Here is an 18,157-nt window from a genome sequence, read left to right as displayed (position 1 = left end):
TGATTGTTCCCACCCTCCGTAGCAGCTGTCGAGCCTTGGCGAGGCTGCGTGTTTTTGATCTTGATCGTGATCTGTTGCCCCTTTCCCAGAGGCCGAACGCAGGCGTTGCGTAGGGGGCACCGCGGCAAGGATGCCGCGGTAGCCGCCCCCGGCCATGGATGGCCGATGGCGGCGGCCCCCCGGAGCAATGCCGGAGTGAGGGCATGCCGAGCCTAGGCGAGGCACCGAATGGAGGGGCAAAGCCTTTTGGTTCCTTTTCGGCGTTTGGAAAAGGGACTCGCTGTAAGAGCGAAACCGCCAGCAGCCGTTACCGCAACAACGGATATGTACACCATCAAAAAACCGCTCCAGCGATCTTGAGTGACCAGCACCAAGCCCAAGTATGTGTTCACCCTTCAGCCCAAGGTGTACCCGTTGTCGACCGTCCAGTCCTGACCGTAAACACCCCGGGCGCCTTGGGACAGCTGAAAGATAATCACGTTGGCCACCGCTGACGCAGAGTGGTGAAAAGCAAAGTCGTGCGCGGATACATTGTTGGGCGAACCTGCTTGCAAAGCTGTTGATTGTTCCCACCCTCCGTAGCAGCTGTCGAGCCTTGGCGAGGCTGCGTGTTTTTGATCTTGATCGTGATCTGTTGCCCCTTTCCCAGAGGCCGAACGCAGGCGTTGCGTAGGGGGCACCGCGGCAAGGATGCCGGAGTGAGGGCATGCCGAGCCTGGGCGAGGCACCGAATGGAGGGGCAAAGCCTTTTGGTTCCTTTTCGGCGTTTGGAAAAGGGACTCGCTGTAAGAGCGAAACCGCCAGCAGCCGTTACCGCAGCAACAACGGATATGTACACCATCAAAAAACCGCTCCAGCGATCTTGAGTGACCAGCACCAAGCCCAAGTATATGTTCGACGTTCTAGCCCAACGTGTACCCGTTGTCGACCGTCCAGTCCTGACCGTAGACGCCCCGGGCGCCTTGGGACAGCTGAAAGATAATCACGTTGGCCGCTGACGCAGAGTGGTGAAAAGCAAAGTCGTGCGCCGATACATTGTTGGGCGAACCTGCTCGCAAAGCTGTTGATTGTTCCCACCCTCCGTAGCAGCTGTCGAGCCTTGGCGAGGCTGCGTGCTTTTGCTTTTGATCTTGATCTGCTGCCCCTTTCCCAGAGGCCGAACGCAGGCGTTGCGTAGGGGGCACCGCGGCAAGGATGCCGCGGTAGCCGCCCCCGGCCATGGATGGCCGATGGCGGCGGGCCCCCGGAGCAATGCCGGAGTGAGGGCATGCCGAGCCTGGGCGAGGCACCGAATGGAGGGGCAAAGCCTTTTGGTTCCTTTTCGGCGTTTGGAAAAGGGACTCGCTGTAAGAGCGAAACCGCCAGCAGCCGTTACCGCAACAACGGATATGTACACCATCAAAAAACCGCTCCAGCGATCTTGAGTGACCAGCACCAAGCCCAAGTATGTGTTCACCCTTCAGCCCAACGTGTACCCGTTGTCGACCGTCCAGTCCTGACCGTAGACGCCCCGGGCGCCTTGGGACAGCTGAAAGATAATCACGTTGGCCACCGCTGACGCATCGAGAAAGTGCCCGGGCAACATACGTTTGCCGAGGGTGTCCGCGACTTCGTCGAGTTCATCGTCACTCAAGCCCAGGTTGTCCCACATCGGGGTGGCGGTCGGCCCCGGGGAGACCAGATTGATGCGCACATCAAAACGGGCAAACTCCACCGCCAGTGTGCGAGCCTGTGCCGCCAAGGCAGCCTTGCTGGCAATGCAGGCGGCCAGGCCGGGAAAGCTCGAACCGGTCAGGAAGCTGCCGACAAACACCACCGAAGCCGGGCTCGCCAGCTCCCCGCGCAACGCCGCCAGGGTGTTCAACGCCCCGGCACCGTTGACGGCCCACTGGCGCTGGAAGGCCGGCATGTCCAGGCCATCGGCCATTTCGGCGATCCCCGCGTTGGGCACCAGATAATCGATCCGGCCCAGCGTCGCAGCGTGCTCCGCCAGATTGCGCAAGTCGTCCTTGCACGTGACGTCCCCGGCGCTCCATTGCAAACGTTCGCCGTAGATCTGCTGCAAGGCCGGCAGATCACCGGCCGTACGTGACATCGCCAGCACCTTGACGCCACGCGGCAACAGCGCAGCGCACAGGGCCAGACCAATCCCGGAGCTGGCGCCGGTGATCACAGCCAAACGATCCTGAAACTCGGTTTGCATCATGTTCTCCTGGGCATCGTCGATGCCAAGCACTGGGGACATTGCGGGCCCCTATCATTGAACAAGCGCAAACAGACGGACTTGACGGCGATCAGATTTCATAAAAGATCGGGCAGCCAATCGAGCGATCAGTGAGTCGCGTGCGACATGGCCGGTTGCTGAAGCACCGACTGATCGATATCGCCGAACCGCAGCACACGACCACCCTGCTCGGTGGCCAGTTTCTGTGCCGCCTGCTCACTGGAGAAAGACGCCAGTACGATGCCCATCGCCCCCTTGAGCCCGGTGCCGACCACATAGAAGGCATCCTTGGCATCGATCAGTTGGGAATCATCCGGTGCGTTCCACGGACTGCGGCCCATGTCGTGGACATACAACCGGGCATCGCCGTGATGATTTTCCGGCTGCAACCACCAACCGATCATCTCCGCCGTGGAGCAGAATTTCTTGATGCCGCCAGGCTCGACCACTTCCCCCTTCGGCCCCGGGAACCCGTTGATGATCATGCCGCAGACATGGCATTCATCACTGGGATGGAAGGCGCTGGGAAGGTCGCTGTACGCAGCTTGCGCGGGCTTGTCACACGCTGTCAGCAGCAGACAGACCATCAGGCCCGCCATAGCGCGTAACGTCGTGTAGTAACGGTTTTTCATTGTCAGGTGCTCCAAAGGTATGAATTCAGGTCGCCCGTCGACGGAACAGCAGCCAGGCCGAACCCAACGGCGCCGCTACCCACAACAACAGACACAGCCAGAGCATCGCGCCCGGCATCGGCAGATCACTGCCGAGCGTCAGTACGCCGGCCGTACTGACGCCGGTTTCAAAACCGGAAAGATTGATCAAGCGATAGACGTCGGCAGGATTGAGCAGCAGCAACCAGGGCAATACCTGCGGGTTGAAATGCCCTTCGCTGAGCACCAGCAAGGCCAGCAGCGCCAGGTCAAACACCAGCACGAAGAAAAACCACACCCCCAGCGCGAGTCCGGCCGCCGTGGATTTTTCGGCCGACACGCTGCTCAGCACATACGCCAACCCCAGAAAGCCCCAGCCCAATAGCGTCGACGACAGCATGAAGCGTGCGAACGCCCAGAACAGCAACTGCAGTTCGACATCCTCCACGCAGACAGCGATCGCCAGCATCGCGCAGCCGAAACCGATCAGCGTGGCCAGCGCCAGGATCATCCCGTGGCCAATAAATTTGCCCAGCAGGATGTGCCCGCGCCCCAGCGGGTAGGTCAGCAACAGCAGCAACGTGCCGCTTTCGTCCTCACCGACGATGGCGTCATAGGCCAGCAGCAAAGCAATCAGCGGCATCAGGAACGTCGCGAGGCTGGCCAGGCTGGCGATGGTCGCCGGCACCGAGGTAAAGCCCAACTGACCGGAAGCCGCGGCGCCCAGCCAGGCGATGCCGGTGGCCAACACTGCGAACAACAGGCTGATCGCCAACAACCAGCGGTTACGCAAACCGTCGTTGAACTCTTTGCGGGCCATGTTCCAGATCGGATTCATGCGATCTCTCCAGTGGGGCGCGTGCCGGCCCGCCCCATGTAAAAGCGGTAGATGTCTTCCAGGGAGGGTGGGTCGATTTCCACGTCCGCCGGCTCGTCGTCATTGAGCAATTGGCGCAACAGATCGAGTTTGTTGCCATTGAGCGCCGCCACCTCCAGGCCTTCCACGCCCCAACGCTGAGTGACGTGCCCGGCATTGTTCCAGGATGCCTGCAAAGGCCCGGCGTGCTTGAGCCCGTTGGCGCGAATCAGCGTCGGCAACCCGGCTTCCTCGCGCAGGCTGCGCAGACTGCCCAGCGCCAGCAGACGCCCCTGGGTCAAAATCGCCGCACGGTTGATGTGCGCCTCGACGCCCGGCAACACGTGGGAACAGAGAATGATGCTGGTGCCCTGGTTGCGCAGGCGGTCGAGCAACCGGTACAGGTCTTGAGTGGCAATGGGATCGAGGCCGACCGTCGGCTCGTCGAGCAGCAACAAACGCGGTGCGCCGAGCAAGGCTTGCGCCAGCCCCAGGCGTTGGCGCATGCCCTTGGAGTAAGTCTTGACCCGGCGATGCGCCGCGCCCGCCAGGCCGACTTCCTCCAGCAGCACGTCCACCTGAGCAGGCGCGGCGCCTTTGAGTCGGGCGAAATGGCGCAAGGTCTCCAGGCCACTCATCTGCGGATAAAAGGTCACGTTCTCCGGCAAATAACCCAGCAGCCGTCGAACGTGCGGGTCACTGGGCAAGCGGCCAAACACCCGGACTTGCCCTTCGCTGGCGGTCAGCAGGCCCAGCACCAGTTTCATGCTGGTGGTCTTGCCGGCACCGTTGTGCCCGAACAAACCCAGCACTTCACCTTCGGCCAGGCTCAGGTTCAACTGATGCAACACCGTGGTGTGCCCATAGCGTTGGCTGACGCCTTCCATGTCGATGACATTCATGCAACGGGCTCCTTGGTCAGGGGTTCAGTGGTGGGTTTCATCAGCGGATGGCTGTCCAGTACGCCCGGCGACTTGATCACCGGAAATGCCCTTTGCACCCAGCGCAACAACTCGATCCCGGGACTGTTCATCAACAGCCGCACTTGTGGGTACAGCCACAGCAGGCGGTCGACATTGTCGTTGGGTTCGTAGGCGATATCGCCCAGGCCATCGTTGTTGCGGTCCCAGCCCAGGTAGTCGCTCCAGAAATTGCCCCGGCCATCCACCGACCATTCCTGCAAGCGGGTGGCAACGTATTTGACCTGCCGTTGGTTGCCGACAAACGCGTTGTCGGCGATGCGGTTGTCTTCGGAGCCGGCGGTGAGGTGAATGCCCACGGCGCTGTGCTCGAAATGGTTGTGTTCGATGCTGTTGAACAGCGAGTTGTAGATGAACAACGCCTTGCCCTCGGCACCGCTGATCATGCTGTCGCCGGTCGAGCCGTCGCGCACGTCGGTGACGAAATTGTCGCGCAAGGTGGAGTAAGTGATGTAGTTCATCAGGATGCCGTAGTTCTGATCCTGTTCGGAGCGGTTGCCGATCACCGTGAGCTTGCGGCTTTGCATCAAGGCATAGCCGGTGCGGGTGCGGCGGGTGATGTTGCCGATCAGCCGGTTGTCGTTGGCGAACATGTAATGCACGCCGTAACGCAGGTCCTCCAGGGTATTGCCCTGCAGCAGGTTGCCGTTGGACGTGTCGATGTAGATGCCATCGCGGGTGTCGCGCACCTGGTTGCCAATGACTTTGGCACCATGCACCGCATACAGATGAATGCCATTGCCACGATCCTGCGATCGCAGCGTCGGGTCGCCCTGGATGCGGTTGTCGATCAGGCTGGCATCCTGCGTACCGTCGACCCAGATTCCAAATCCCTGGCCTTGCATGCGATTGCCCTTGATCACCACGCCACGGGCCTTGGGCTGGATGAACACCGCCGCATTCATGGCGGTGAGATCGTGCCCCCAATCCAAAAACGTGCAGCCCTCGATCACGACATCGGGCGCACTGATGATGATCCCGTTCCCCTGCCCTTGCGCCTGAAAGACGGCACCGGGCTCGCAAACAATTTGCATCGGTTGATCGACACTGAATGTGCCACGGTACTCGCCTGCCGGCAGGTGCCAGCGTTGTTCAGCGTCAACCCGCAACGGTAGCGTGGTGACGGGTTGAACTGCCGCCAGCGCACTGCCTGACATCAACAGGAGCAACAACGCAAAGACGTTTATCCCGCAACCACGCACTGGGGTGTCCTTGATGTCGGCCATGGGTTCGCTCCTGTCGATTGGCAACGGTCAGGCCCGCTCGACTTTCATGCGGCCGACCATTTCCATGTGCAGCGCATGGCAGAACCAGCTGCAGTAGTACCAATGCAAGCCGGCCTTGTCGGCCGTAAACGTAATCGACGATGTTTGCTGCGGACTGATCTCCATGCTGGCGCCATGGTTGGTCATGACGAAGCCGTGGGAGACGTCTTCGATCTGGTCGATGTTGGTGATGGTCACCGTGACTTCGTTGCCCTGTTTGACGGTGAACTCGGGCAGGCCATAGGCCGGCGCCATGGACGTCATGTAGACCCGCACATGATTGCCGTCGCGGATGACCTTGTTGTCGGTCTCCAGATTGATCCCGTCTTTCTTGGCCAGTTCTACGGTGGCGGCGAAGAACGGGTCGTTACGGTCCCAGATCTTTTTGGTCTTGATCTGGTCCCGGCGCGCCAGGATGCAATCGTGAGGTTCGGCAAATGCGGGACCGTCGTGCACCAGCTTCATTTCTTCGCCGGAAATATCGATCAGTTGATCGTTTTCCGGGTGCAGCGGTCCGGTCGGCAGGAAGCGGTCCTTGGAGAATTTGCACAACACCACCAGCCACTTGCCATCGGCGTCACTGGTTTCAGTCAGCGAGGCATGGTTATGGCCAGGCTGGTACTGCACGTCGAGCTTCTGCTTGATGTAATTGACCTTCTCGCCTTTGTAGGCGCGTACCGCTTCGGCCATGTTCCACTTCACCACCTGACTGTCGATGAACAGCGTGGTGTATGCATTGCCGCGTCCGTCGAACGTGGTGTGCAAAGGCCCCAGGCCCAGTTCCGGCTCGGCAATGATCACCTCGCGCGGGTCGCTGAACTTGTCGGCGAACAGGTCGTCCAGACGGTCAATGGCAATCATCGAGACGGTGGGCGAAAGCTTGCCGTTGGCAATGAAGTACTTGCCATCGGGAGATGTATTCAGGCCGTGCGGGTTCTTCGGAACCGGGATGTAGCGGGTGAACTCGGAATCTTTGCCATCGGTTTTTCGACCGTCGACCACGGGCACTTTCGAGCCTTCCAGGGTGATGAACTTGCCGGCCTTGATCGCGGCTTCGATGCGCGGAATGTTGTACACCACGACCCAGTCGCGCTCATTACGCATCATGCCGCCCAAGTCGTAGGCTTTTTCCGAGTTGTAGCAGGTGGAAGCGGCGTACTTGCCGGTGAAATCGGCGTCGGTGTTGTCCAGGTTGCCGTCGACGATCACCTGGAAAGCCATCTCCATCTTCTCGGCGTCAATGGCGTTGAACATCGTGAAGCTGTTCTTGTCTTGCAGATCGAAGGTGTGGCCGTCATTAGGGTGCGGAATGACAAATTCGGCATTGGCGAACACGTACTTGGTGTAAGGCACTTTTTGCAGTCGCAGGCCATGGATGGCTTGCACATTCGGCACGGTGAGCATCTTGTCGCACTTCATGATGTCCAGGCGGATGCGCGCGACACGGGAGTTGGCCTTGTCGTTGATGAACAGGTACTTGCCGTCGTACTTTCCGTCCGTCATGGAGATGTGCGGGTGATGGCAATCGCCGTTCTGGAACTTGGCGCTGTCGCCCAGGATCCGCTTGCTTTCGTTGGTCAGGCCCCACCCGGTGGCGGAGTCGACGTTGAACACCGGGATGCGCATCAACTCGCGCATCGACGGCACGCCCAACACGCGCACTTCGCCTTGATGACCGCCACTCCAGAAGCCGTAGTACTCGTCCAGTTCACCGGGGCCGACATGGATTTTCGCTTGCGCATCCTTCACCGCCGCCGCCCAGGACTCGCGGCTGAACACCGTGCCGCCGAGGGTCGCGGCCCCCGCCAGCACTGCGCCGGTGACCGCACTGCTGCCAAGAAAACCGCGACGGCTGAGCCCCGCCTGCTCTACTTCTTCACCGGGCTTTGTGGATTCTGAGTCAGTCATTTTGTCTACTCCTTGAAGGGAAAAACGGTCTCCGCGGACGTGCGCTCGCCAGGTTCATTCAGCAGCCGTCACTTCCACGACAGGGATCAATTGCGCCGCCAGGGGCGCCGATTTTTCGCGTTTCCTGCGCTTGTTGATCAGCGGCGGGCATTTGTTTTCGTTGTGATAGGTCATCTGGCAATCGAGGCAGTAATGGCACTCGTTGGCATTGATCCGGCCATCCGGGTGAATCGCCTGGATCTCACATTCCTTGGCGCACAACTGGCATGGGTTGCCGCAGTCCTTGCGGCGCTTGAGCCAGTCGAACAGACGCAATTTCGTCGGTATGGCCAACGCCGCGCCCAATGGGCAGATGTAGCGGCAATAGACTTTTCGGGTGAAGAGATTGATGACCAGCAATGCCACCGCGTACAGAACGAACCACCACTGGCGGTCGAATCGCAGGGTGATGGCGGTCTTGAAGGGCTCTACCTCGGCGAACAGTTCGGCGCTGGACATCGACTCCAGGGACAGGCCGAAGAGCAGCAGCAAAATGATGTACTTGATCGCCCACAGCCGCTCATGGACCGCGAAAGGCAATTCGTATTGAGGGATCTTCAGCTTGCGCGCGGCTTCGTTGATCAGCTCTTGCAGCGCGCCAAACGGGCACAACCAGCCGCAGAACACCCCACGGCCCCACAGCAAAATGCTCGCCGCGGTGAACACCCACAGCATGAAAATCAGCGGATCGGTGAGAAACAGCTCCCAGCGGAAGTGCTCGAACAATGCATGGACAAACGTCAGGACATTGACCACCGACAGCTGCCCCAGGGCATACCAGCCCAGAAACACCACGGTAAAAAGCAAATAACCGCGACGCAGCCAGTGCATTAAACGCGGCCGGCGAGTGAGTTTGTCCTGCAGGAACAGGATCGCTGTCAGCAGCAGCAACGCGCTGGCCAGTACGCCAATCTGAAAGTACTTCTGGTACCAGATGGTCAACCACATCGGCCGTTTGGCTTCTTCGATGGCGGCCAGTTCTTCGGCGCTGGGGGCTGGTCGCTCAAGGTAGTGTTCGGGCAATTGGTAGGCCAGTTCGAAACTGCTGAAGGTGCCGCTGACCGGACCGGTCTGACGCCGCACCAGCAACTCCAGGGACCAGGGCGATCCAGGATCGAAACCCGCCTGCTTGCGCACAATGAACACCGACATTTCAGTGAATTCGGGCATGCCCTGGGCAAACACGTCGGACAGCCGCTGATGATCCATGTCGCGAAAACTGATGACATTGCCGAACTGGCGCAATTGCACCCGATCGAAAATGCCGCCGCGCACATAACCCGAGCCTTTATAGGAATACAGCCCGCGCCCCAGCACCGCGATGGCCTGCTCGCCGGGTTTGAGGTCCTGCATGAGGAAGCGATATTGGTTGTCGCCCAACAGCGCGCGGCCAATGGTCGGAGGGTTCAAGTCGGCGGTGTACAGCTCGATAAAGGTGTCATCGAGGTGCTCCGGGGTGGCGTTCTCGACGCCTTCGGCATCGGTGCCCTTGAAGGCGGCATCGACTTGCCCGCGGGTCAGGCTCAATCGGCGAATGGCCCCGTTGCCGGTCAATTGCTCCCAGGTGGCGGGTTCGAAAAAATCCTGGCGCACGATGGCGGGCTTGTTCACCCGGGCGCCCTTGTCCTCAATCAACTTGAGCGAGACGGCGACTTCATGGGCGGCCCGCATGATGACTTCGTTGACCACCATGGCGGTGACGGTTGCACCGGCGATGGCATCCACGGTGACCGCACTCGGGTCGCTGGAATGGCCGACGACCACGCGCTGATTGACGCTGATCCCTGTGTACCTGGCGCTGAAGTCATGCAGTTTTACTTCGGGAATGCCGATCAGCAGAATCGGCTCGTGGTGCTCCAGCACATAGGCATCCTTGATCACGCCGGCCGTGTCGAGGATCACCTGGGTGTTGATCGGCTTGCCCGAGTAAGCCGGAATGTCCACCACATCCAGGCTCTGGAAAACGTAACCGATGACCTTGCCGGCCGTCGACAACGTGCGCACTTTGAAGGTGCCTTGCGGGTCGGAGACCGAATCGGTTTGAGGGAAGACCTTCTCGATGCGCTGCTGCTCGATGTCACCGTATGACTTGGCCTGCACCACCGCGAACGTCGCGATCATCAGCAACAGCATCACCGCCAGCCCGACGCTCCAGACGCGCAGGTTGCCAGGTTTCGAAGGCGGGTGGGTTGTCATGGCTTCGCTGATTTCAAGGGGCCTGACGGTCATGGTAGGGAGCGTTTCGTGCCCTGCCCTTGATTGAGATCAACTTGCCGGTATTCCTTGTGCCAGAGCGTCCCGCTGCTTCAAACGGTGCGGGAAAACTGACCTTTTTGTTCGCCCCCCAGGTAGGCGTCAAATGCCATCGCGGCACTGCGCATCATCAAATGCCCTTGCGGCAACAGCACCAATTCGTCGCTGTGAATCTGCAAGAGTCCATCACGCACATGCTCGTCCAGTTGCGCCAGCGCCTCGGCAAAATACTCGGTGAAGCAGATGCCATGGCGCGCTTCGAACTTGCCGAAATCAATCCGGCCATGGCACATCAGGTCGCTGATCACTTCGCGGCGCAACAGGTCATCGGCGCTCAAGTGGTAACCCCGATGCACCGGCAACAAGCCTTGATCGATACGGGCGTAGTACTGCGAAAGCTCTTTGACGCTCTGGCTGTAGCTGTCGCCGACCTTGCCGATCGAAGACACGCCGAGGCCGATCAAGTCGCAGTCGGCATGGGTTGAGTAGCCCTGGAAATTACGTTGCAGGGTGCCATGGGTGCGGGCCAGCGCCAGTTCATCCTCCGGCAGGGCGAAGTGATCCATGCCGATGTAAACATAACCGGCCTCGGTCAGACGGCGGATGGTCAGTTCGAGCAACTCCAGCTTGCGCTCCGGTGGCGGCATGTCTGCCGGACGAATCAACCGTTGCGCCCGCACCAGTTCAGGCAAATGGGCGTAGCTGTAGGCCGCAATCCGGTCAGGGCGCAGGGCGATGATCTTTTCCAGGGTGGTGTCGAAACTCTGCACCGTTTGCAGGGGCAAGCCGTAAATCAGATCAACGCTGATCGACTTGAATTGCGCCTCACGCGCCGCCGCGACCAGCGCATAGATCTGCGCTTCGCTTTGCTGGCGATTGACCGCTGCCTGCACATCGGGATCGAAATCCTGCACGCCGAAACTCAGGCGATTGAAGCCCAGTTGACGCAATGACTGGATCTGCTCCGTGCTGATGGTGCGTGGATCGACCTCGATGGAAAACTCGTGATTATCGCTGTCGTCCATATCGAACGCCTGATGCAGGCAGTCCATCAGGTCGGCCAGTTGCTCGCTGGTCAGGTACGTCGGCGTGCCCCCGCCCAGGTGCAGCTGCGTGAGCTTGCGCGTGCCGTCGAACAAGGCCGCCTGCATGGTAATTTCGCGCTTGAGGTAGGTCAGGTATTCGACCGCACGATGGGTTTTCTGGGTGATGATTTTGTTGCAGGCGCAGTAGTAGCAAAGGCTTTTGCAGAACGGAATATGGATGTACGCCGACAGCGGTTTGGGCGACGCCGCCTGGTTGCTGTCGTGGACTGCGCGCTGGTAGTCGTCGACGGCAAATGCCTGATGAAACTGCGGCGCCGTCGGATAAGAGGTGTAGCGCGGCCCCGGACGGTCATACTTTTCGACCAGGGCTCGATTGAAATCGAATGAAGGCTTCATGATCAATCAACTCGCAAAGGGTTAATGCCTTGCACTGCCCGAATCCTTTTCAAACAGACTGCAGATGGCATCCACTTCCGGCCGGCCGGCGGGAAGAATGCTGATGAAACGGTCTGACAATTCAATCAACCCATCACGATTCAATTGCTCCAGCAACGGCCAGACCGAGGAGAAGTACTGGGGGAAACTCAATCCGTAGCGCTTCTCGATGGCACGAATATCCAGTTCCTGATCACACGACAGTCGCTCCATGACCGTGTGCCTGATCTGGTCCCCCGCCTCGAAACGCCAGCCCCGGCAGGTCGGCAATTGCTCGCTGTCGAGTTGTTGCTGATACTGTTCAATTGAATCAGTGTTTTGCGTATACACCTCGTCGATCTGACTGATGGCCCCCAGACCAAACCCGACGTGGTCGCAATAACCGTGACGGGTAAACCCCTCGCAGGTACGACGTAACCGGCCTCGCTCCTGGGCAATCGCCAGGTCATCATCGGGCCGGACAAATTGCCCCATGCCAATGTAGTGATACCCCGCGCCAAGCAATCGCTCGAAGCAGATCTGCCGCATCGCGCTCTTGTCGTCCTGGCTGCACGGGGTCCTGGTCGTATCCCCCCGCCCGGACCGATAGCGCCGAGGTGGCCGGGCGTAGTCGAACACCATGAGCCGGTCCGGCTCCAGCTCGATGATCGTCGCCAGTTTCAGCGCGAAACTGTCTGGCGTTTGCCAGGCATGACCAAAACCCAGGTCAACATTGATGGAGCGAAAGCCGAAGGTGCGCGCAGCGTCGATCAATGAATGGATGGGGGCCGGGTTCTGGTAACAGTCCATCGACAGCTCACTGTCGGCACCGATATCCGGAACACCGATGCTGACATGGCTGAACCCCTGGTCGCGCAACACCCCCATGGTCGCCCAATCAGTATGGTGCAGATCAACGTCGACGCTGTAGTCGCCACTCTCTTGCCTGAGAAAATTGAACCGACCACTTAGATGGCTCATCAAGCGCACGACATGGGACGTCGCAGGTGTTCCGCCCCCCAGGTGAAACCGCTCGACCCGCTGCCCTGCCCCCAAATGGCAACCCACCAGGTCAATCTCATGCTCCAGACGCTTAAGGTACTGCTCGATACCGCGTTCACAGGTAGCATCGTGCACACAGGACGATGGCCTGAGGGTGCAAGGCAGCCAGACACTCAAGGCCAGGGGGCGCTGCTTCTGACGACTGCCGCGCAAGGCACGCAGCAAATCCAGTGAACCGATGCCGTCATGAAATTTTTGCGTGTCGGTGGGGTGACCGGGGTCGAGAACGCCTTGGTCGCTGCGAACATTCAACTCGCCGGGGGTGTGAAATAAGTCGAGCATGCCGGTTCTCCGTGGCTGGCTGCGAACCGCTAGTGTCGGAGTTTGACGATCGACGCACCTTGATTTGCATCAAGCCCGATCGAAGCGTTCAAACCGCCCGCCGGACAACACCGGTCACCACGCCACGTAAAACATTGCCTTGGCCAGCAGGACAATGGCGACCATATGGCAGAACAGGCTGCCATGGATCAATTGCACGTATCGAGCCTTCATGCGGTCGCTGTGAAACAAGAACATGGCCACCAGAAAATGCAGCAATACACTGACGGCGAGCACTATTTTCAGCATCAGCAATGTGCCGAATGCAGAGGCCAAGGGTGCGGCCAGGACCGGCAGATAGCGCAGCCACACCATGCCCAGTCCCGCACCGAACAACACCAGCAGAACCCAGGGCATCAGGGTCCGGGCCCGGCGGCCAATACCCTGCTCGACCAGCAGCATGACCCTGGCGGGCAAGTGTTTGCGGATACTTTCTAAAAACAGGACTTCGAAGAACACCGTGCCGATAAAGATCAGCGCAGCGAATAGATGCAAGATTAAAAATGGCAGGTAGAGCATAGGATTCTCGCTCTCTTTTCAGCTGGATATGATTCAGTCAGGAATGCCGCGATCCCATCGTTGTGCCGCCTCGCGATCACTGTCACGGGCCTCGACCCACTGCGAACGATCGGCCACCTGTTCTTTTTTCCAGAACGGTGCGCGGGTTTTCAAGTAATCCATCACGAACGCACAGGCATCGAAGGCCGCCTGCCGATGAGCGCTGCTGACACCGACAAAGACGATCGGCTCGCCCGGTAGCAGTGCGCCCACCCGATGAATGAGCACCAGTCCAAGCAGCGACCAACGCTGCCGGGCTTCATCGGCAATTTTTCCAAGCGCTTTTTCGGTCATGCCGGGGTAATGCTCAAGAAACATTCCATCGACTTCGTTCCCGGCATTGAAGTCCCGCACATAGCCGACAAAGCTCACCACGGCGCCAACACTCATACTCGACGCCTGCAGCGCGTTGATTTCGGCACCGGGGTCGAAGCCCGCGGTCTGAACTCGAATCACTGTCTCACCCCCCTGTCACGGTGGGGAAAAAAGCCACTTCATCACCGTCGCTCAACGGCTCGTCAAGCCCACACATGTCCTGGTTGCGAGCGCACATGAGATTGTGTTCGGCCAGGACTTGCCAGACTCCGCCACGATGAGCCAAATGTTCACGCAGCTGGTTAAACGACGCGAATGCACCTTCAATGGTTTCGCCATCGACGCCCAGCGTTTCGCGATAACGCGAAAAATACAAAATAGTCAGTTTCATTGGTCCGGCGCCTGATACCGACCGCTCTTTCCGCCCTGCTTCTCCAGCAAGCGCACAGATTCGATCGTCATGCCCCGGTCCACCGCTTTGCACATGTCATACAGTGTCAGGGCCGCCACACTGACCGCCGTCAATGCTTCCATCTCGACCCCTGTTTGCCCGGCCACTTTGCACCGCGAAACAATGCGCACACGATGTTCGCCTTGAACACTCAGTTCGACGGTGACGCTACTCAAGAACAGTGGATGGCACAGCGGGATCAACTCGCTCGTGCGCTTGGACGCTTGAATACCGGCAATGCGTGCGACCGCGAAGACATCGCCTTTAGGGTGACCACCCCGGACAATCAACTGCCGTGTTTCGGTTTGCATCCGTACCCAGGCTTCGGCCACCGCCTCTCGGCAGGTCACGCTTTTATCGGTGACATCAACCATCCTCGCGTGCCCCTGCGAGTCGAGATGGGTCAGCATTCCTTCATTCATGAGCGTTAGCCTTGTACTGGGCCCCAGAGGTGCCGGACGGATTCGGGAAGCCGTCCGGTCCCTTGGATATCGGCTTATGAGCAGAATACAGAGCAGGCGAATACACGCGGTTGACACCAATCAAGAAACCCGAGAATCGGTGATGACGCAACGGCGTGCCATTGAGGGGGGACTGCTGAACGTTTTGCCCGACCGCTGAGGTGGGTCCGGCGTTCAGGTTTTCGGGGGCTCAAACGACAGAACCTCCGGGTGCAGGCCTGATTCAGACTTGCACCCGGAGGTTCAGTGGCTTTCGGACGGGGGGCTCGTGCGCAAGACTTACACGCAGAACCGACTTAGCATGCGTTTGCTACTGTCCCCAGAGGCGCAACGGCGTAGTCCTGTTGTCTTGCTCGCTGAGTCAGCACCAGCATTGCCAGGAAGCCGAGTGCAATCAGTATCGGATAGGCCATCAACAGTTCGGAAAGCGAATATTTCCAGGCCAATGGGCGACCGACGCCCAACATGGCGGCATACATCCAGGACACGGCTGACAGCGAGCCGCAGAACAGCGCCATCATGCGTGCGCTGAATCCGAGATGGAGCAAGGAACCGGCCTTTTGCAGCGCTGGCAGCACCAGGCGATGCAACAAGACGCCGTTGTAAGTCAGCAGTGTGACGATAATCACTTTGGCCTGCAGCTTTGGATTCATGAAGTAATTGGCACCTTTTTCCAGGTAGTCAATACCGACGATAGCGGCACCGGTTACCCACAAAAATATCAATGCGACGACGACAGACTTCTGAAGACTTTCCATGTGAGCATTATCATGCTCGGTGAATACCTTTCGTTTTAACAGGTCTCTCACCATCGCAATATCACTGGTCAACACCAAACCAATAGCGACACAACAGGCCACCAAATGGACGTAAACAACACCTAGACGCAACAGCTCCATAAATTCTTTATTTTCGAGCAGGCTCATGATTGTATTTATCGCCACGGTATTCTCTCCAACTTATTCAGCAGTAAAGATCAACTATCCGCGGGTTATCATTTATTAATAACCCTGCACAACCTTACTGATACAAGACAAGCCAAATCATAAACTTGGCAATGTTAACCTCATTGATTCGCCTGGCAAATCAACGATCGGTTTGTGTGCTGCCTCCTGATTTTCGGATAAAAAAATCCCCATCTGCATTCAATGCATATGAGGTTCAATTTCCACTTCTTTTTTGCGGCTACACGGGCAGGTCATGGCTGACGTGCTGAAGAATCAGAGGCCAAAGACGCGACAATGTTCATTTTTTAGGCAAAAGCCCGACAAACGGTGTGGAATACGAAAACGCAGACATCGACGTTATTGGATCAACTTACCCGTCAGCCCGTATGGCAACTGGGCTGCTTGTTTACATGAACTTATAATATTGTCTCATTGGATCCATTAGTTGCTACTCCACTCACAACACCCGCAAGAGAGAGCGACTCTCATCTAGAGCCACTCTCAACTAAACAGTCATACTTTTTACATCAAAAAAACGCACTTGATAATCGACGCGAGCAGTAATGGGTGAACACCATCAGTCCGGGCACCCTTTTCACCCATCAGGCGCGGGAGAAATTGAGCGGCCCACGTGGCGAAGACACGCGGCTCATGGGCTCCGAAGGCACATTCATTACCGGCAGCGATATTTTGATGGCGCGGGGCTTCACGGCTCGCGCAGCCCCATGGCATGAGGTCGGTCACGCTTTCTTGGTGAAACTTAATAGTTTTTAAGGGTTATTGATTCGGATTATCCAGCGGCTGCAGGCAGCATCCGCCCCGCATTGACCGACGTGCAAGCATCAGCTTTGTTTCGCTCAGGTCGGTATCGGGGGGCCAGGTTGGAACCTGAATGAAAACTTTCATCACATGAGAAAAAAATACATGACCATGTCGAACAAATGGATTGCGGGTATTGCCCTGAGTTGCGTGTTTCAGGTCGGCTGTGTCTCGAAGGTCGCAGAGCAAGAACAATTTTCGGGCTTCCTGGCCAATTATCAGGGTCTGGAAGAGCAAACGACACCGAGCGAAAAGAAAGTGCTGCGCTGGATAAAGCCTGGGTTTGATCCTCACGCCTATTCCACTGTCGTGTTCAAGCAGGTAGAGCTGTACCCGGCACCGAAACCGACCGATCGCATCAATCTGCAAACCCTGCAAGACGTACAGACCATGGCCAGCAACAGCGTCCGGAACGCCTTCGCGCCCTCGTACACGATTGTTTCGGATGCACGACAAGCACCGGCCGGTTCACGAACTTTGATCTTGCAGGCGGCGATCACCGAAGTCGGCGCCAAGAACGAGGGCATGCATTGGTATGAGGCTGTACCGATCTCGGCAATCGTCGGGGCAACACAAGCCGCCACCGGGCATCGCGACCAGACTGCCGAGCTGTTTATCGAAGCCGACCTGATCGATGCCAAAACCGGTTTGCCGGTCGCCAAGGTGGTACGCAAAGTGTTCGGCGAGACCTTGGATAATGAGAGCCAACCCATTGCCTCCAAGGACTTCAAAGCCGCGCTCAAAGACATGACGAGCGACATGCAGGCACTGCTTTCCAAGCAGTAACAATCGCGGGATACCCCATCGCACACGCTGAATCGCGACCATTCATTGTCATGAATTGCATTGCGAGCAGACATGCATGGGGTTTTTTGCGTCTGGCCTGATCAAACCGTCAGGCCATGTAACGACGACTAACGAGAGTCCGACTTGATGAAAATACTGACCTCAACCTTATCGGCCTTTGTATTGCTCGCCAGTTCTGCTGCTTCGGCGGTGACGGTGGTGCCACTCAAAAGCCAGACGTCCCAGACAATCCAGCAAGACACCAGCGCCTGCCAATCCCAGGCCAACGCTCAATTCCCGATACAAAACACAGTGCCATCCGGTGGCCGGGTAAAAGGCGCTGCCACCGCCGCAGTCGCCGGAGCCACTGCAGCGCAGGTTCGGGGCAACCAACATGACAACGTCTATGACCAGATCGACGACGATATCAAGCAAGACTATCGCCAGAACCGTGCCGGAAGCGCCGCAGCTGCCGGCGTGGTGATCGGAGGATCAAGACAACGTCAGGAACGCAGACAAAACGCTGGAACCACCGACCAAAGCATCGCCGCCAACAACTCCGTGTACAGCAGTTGCCTGCAACAGCGTGGCTACAACGTTTTGCCTTGAACTTGAGGACCCTGTCGATGCGTCTTTTATTTATCCCAGTAATGACCTTTAGCGCCCTGCTATTGGGCGGTTGTACTAACGCTCCGAATGACCCGACCTCAACGTTGCTAACAGACAAGTCGCCCGAACAATATGTCGATTGCGTCGTCCCGAAGCTGGAGAACCATGAACTCGATCCTGCCGTGTCCCACAG

Annotated in this window: 17 protein-coding genes and 2 pseudogenes; 3 read left to right on the top strand and 16 right to left on the bottom strand. The window is 58.3% G+C overall.

Translation table 11 applies throughout. The features are described from left to right. Positions 1-395: 395 nt before the first annotated feature. The 16 genes and pseudogenes from AC1D2P_RS26310 to AC1D2P_RS26235 all read right to left on the bottom strand — a co-directional run. Positions 396-497 (bottom strand): annotated as a pseudogene (locus tag AC1D2P_RS26310) (short-chain dehydrogenase); the annotation flags it as partial. A gap of 405 nt (positions 498-902) precedes the next feature. Then, positions 903-1,001, bottom strand: a pseudogene (locus AC1D2P_RS26305) (short-chain dehydrogenase); the annotation flags it as partial. A gap of 458 nt (positions 1,002-1,459) precedes the next feature. After that, positions 1,460-2,203, bottom strand: coding sequence for an SDR family NAD(P)-dependent oxidoreductase (locus tag AC1D2P_RS26300; RefSeq protein ID WP_046028274.1), 744 nt, complete (start codon positions 2,201-2,203; stop codon positions 1,460-1,462). A gap of 128 nt (positions 2,204-2,331) precedes the next feature. After that, on the bottom strand, positions 2,332-2,856 hold the full coding sequence (locus tag AC1D2P_RS26295) for a nitrous oxide reductase accessory protein NosL (protein ID WP_046028113.1): 525 nt from the start codon (positions 2,854-2,856) through the stop codon (positions 2,332-2,334). Positions 2,857-2,881: 25 nt separating this feature from the next. Further along, positions 2,882-3,712 (bottom strand): ABC transporter permease, encoded by an 831-nt coding sequence (locus AC1D2P_RS26290; protein ID WP_046028114.1) that lies wholly within the window; start codon positions 3,710-3,712, stop codon positions 2,882-2,884. Continuing rightward, on the bottom strand, positions 3,709-4,632 hold the full coding sequence (locus tag AC1D2P_RS26285; RefSeq protein ID WP_109787032.1) for an ABC transporter ATP-binding protein: 924 nt from the start codon (positions 4,630-4,632) through the stop codon (positions 3,709-3,711). The genes AC1D2P_RS26290 and AC1D2P_RS26285 overlap by 4 nt, the downstream gene beginning before the upstream one ends. Further along, entirely contained in the window at positions 4,629-5,936 is a 1,308-nt protein-coding gene (locus tag AC1D2P_RS26280; RefSeq protein ID WP_109787033.1) for a nitrous oxide reductase family maturation protein NosD, read from the bottom strand. The genes AC1D2P_RS26285 and AC1D2P_RS26280 overlap by 4 nt, the downstream gene beginning before the upstream one ends. 27 nt (positions 5,937-5,963) lie before the next feature. Next, a complete protein-coding gene (gene nosZ, locus AC1D2P_RS26275) occupies positions 5,964-7,883 on the bottom strand; it encodes a TAT-dependent nitrous-oxide reductase (protein WP_223523403.1) in 1,920 nt (639 codons plus the stop codon). 54 nt (positions 7,884-7,937) lie between these two features. Beyond that, a complete protein-coding gene (gene nosR / locus AC1D2P_RS26270) occupies positions 7,938-10,118 on the bottom strand; it encodes a transcriptional regulator NosR (protein WP_477757711.1) in 2,181 nt (726 codons plus the stop codon). 110 nt (positions 10,119-10,228) lie between these two features. After that, entirely contained in the window at positions 10,229-11,617 is a 1,389-nt protein-coding gene (gene hemN, locus AC1D2P_RS26265) for an oxygen-independent coproporphyrinogen III oxidase (RefSeq protein WP_109787036.1), read from the bottom strand. A gap of 21 nt (positions 11,618-11,638) precedes the next feature. Beyond that, positions 11,639-12,979 (bottom strand): oxygen-independent coproporphyrinogen III oxidase, encoded by a 1,341-nt coding sequence (locus tag AC1D2P_RS26260; protein WP_477757580.1) that lies wholly within the window; start codon positions 12,977-12,979, stop codon positions 11,639-11,641. Between the two features lie 114 nt (positions 12,980-13,093). Beyond that, positions 13,094-13,537: a CopD family copper resistance protein gene (locus tag AC1D2P_RS26255; RefSeq protein WP_077430438.1), complete on the bottom strand. Its 444-nt coding sequence runs from the start codon at positions 13,535-13,537 to the stop codon at positions 13,094-13,096. Positions 13,538-13,570: 33 nt separating this feature from the next. Then, positions 13,571-14,032, bottom strand: a complete 462-nt coding sequence (gene moaE, locus AC1D2P_RS26250) for a molybdopterin synthase catalytic subunit MoaE (RefSeq protein WP_477757581.1) — start codon at positions 14,030-14,032, stop codon at positions 13,571-13,573. A 4-nt stretch (positions 14,033-14,036) separates the two neighbouring features. Continuing rightward, complete coding sequence (locus AC1D2P_RS26245; protein WP_046028126.1) at positions 14,037-14,282, bottom strand: MoaD/ThiS family protein; 246 nt, start codon at positions 14,280-14,282, stop codon at positions 14,037-14,039. Next, positions 14,279-14,752 carry a cyclic pyranopterin monophosphate synthase MoaC gene (gene moaC / locus AC1D2P_RS26240; RefSeq protein WP_046028127.1) on the bottom strand — a complete coding sequence of 158 codons (474 nt, stop codon included), beginning with the start codon at positions 14,750-14,752 and terminating at the stop codon, positions 14,279-14,281. Before moaC ends, AC1D2P_RS26245 begins: the two co-directional genes overlap by 4 nt. A gap of 347 nt (positions 14,753-15,099) precedes the next feature. Further along, positions 15,100-15,747, bottom strand: a complete 648-nt coding sequence (locus tag AC1D2P_RS26235) for a hypothetical protein (RefSeq protein ID WP_109787039.1) — start codon at positions 15,745-15,747, stop codon at positions 15,100-15,102. Between the two features lie 570 nt (positions 15,748-16,317). Between AC1D2P_RS26235 and AC1D2P_RS26230 the strand changes: the two genes are divergently transcribed. The 3 genes from AC1D2P_RS26230 (at position 16,318) to AC1D2P_RS26220 (ending at position 17,964) form a co-directional block, all read left to right on the top strand. After that, entirely contained in the window at positions 16,318-16,524 is a 207-nt protein-coding gene (locus tag AC1D2P_RS26230; protein ID WP_477757582.1) for a hypothetical protein, read from the top strand. A gap of 150 nt (positions 16,525-16,674) precedes the next feature. After that, the gene (locus AC1D2P_RS26225; RefSeq protein ID WP_046028131.1) at positions 16,675-17,355 is read left to right on the top strand and encodes a DUF3313 domain-containing protein; all 681 of its coding nucleotides are present in this window, start codon (positions 16,675-16,677) and stop codon (positions 17,353-17,355) included. 147 nt (positions 17,356-17,502) lie between these two features. After that, on the top strand, positions 17,503-17,964 hold the full coding sequence (locus AC1D2P_RS26220; protein WP_046028132.1) for a hypothetical protein: 462 nt from the start codon (positions 17,503-17,505) through the stop codon (positions 17,962-17,964). The last annotated feature ends 193 nt before the right edge of the window (positions 17,965-18,157 follow it).

This window comes from Pseudomonas sp. P1_F1_2, assembly GCF_056405815.1.
Note: the sequence above shows the minus strand (reverse complement) of the source record. Positions and strands in the feature narration are given on the sequence as shown.

Excerpts from the sequence above, each read along its gene's own strand:
- AC1D2P_RS26300 (WP_046028274.1), bottom strand. The coding sequence starts at position 2,203 with ATGCAAACCGAGTTTCAGGATCGTTTGGCTGTGATCACCGGCGCCAGC.
- AC1D2P_RS26295 (WP_046028113.1), bottom strand. The coding sequence starts at position 2,856 with ATGAAAAACCGTTACTACACGACGTTACGCGCTATGGCGGGCCTGATG.
- AC1D2P_RS26290 (WP_046028114.1), bottom strand. The coding sequence starts at position 3,712 with ATGAATCCGATCTGGAACATGGCCCGCAAAGAGTTCAACGACGGTTTG.
- AC1D2P_RS26285 (WP_109787032.1), bottom strand. The coding sequence starts at position 4,632 with ATGAATGTCATCGACATGGAAGGCGTCAGCCAACGCTATGGGCACACC.
- AC1D2P_RS26280 (WP_109787033.1), bottom strand. The coding sequence starts at position 5,936 with ATGGCCGACATCAAGGACACCCCAGTGCGTGGTTGCGGGATAAACGTC.
- nosZ (WP_223523403.1), bottom strand. The coding sequence starts at position 7,883 with ATGACTGACTCAGAATCCACAAAGCCCGGTGAAGAAGTAGAGCAGGCG.
- nosR (WP_477757711.1), bottom strand. The coding sequence starts at position 10,118 with ATGACAACCCACCCGCCTTCGAAACCTGGCAACCTGCGCGTCTGGAGC.
- hemN (WP_109787036.1), bottom strand. The coding sequence starts at position 11,617 with ATGAAGCCTTCATTCGATTTCAATCGAGCCCTGGTCGAAAAGTATGAC.
- AC1D2P_RS26260 (WP_477757580.1), bottom strand. The coding sequence starts at position 12,979 with ATGCTCGACTTATTTCACACCCCCGGCGAGTTGAATGTTCGCAGCGAC.
- AC1D2P_RS26255 (WP_077430438.1), bottom strand. The coding sequence starts at position 13,537 with ATGCTCTACCTGCCATTTTTAATCTTGCATCTATTCGCTGCGCTGATC.
- AC1D2P_RS26245 (WP_046028126.1), bottom strand. The coding sequence starts at position 14,282 with ATGAAACTGACTATTTTGTATTTTTCGCGTTATCGCGAAACGCTGGGC.
- moaC (WP_046028127.1), bottom strand. The coding sequence starts at position 14,752 with ATGCTGACCCATCTCGACTCGCAGGGGCACGCGAGGATGGTTGATGTC.
- AC1D2P_RS26225 (WP_046028131.1), top strand. The coding sequence starts at position 16,675 with ATGACCATGTCGAACAAATGGATTGCGGGTATTGCCCTGAGTTGCGTG.
- AC1D2P_RS26220 (WP_046028132.1), top strand. The coding sequence starts at position 17,503 with ATGAAAATACTGACCTCAACCTTATCGGCCTTTGTATTGCTCGCCAGT.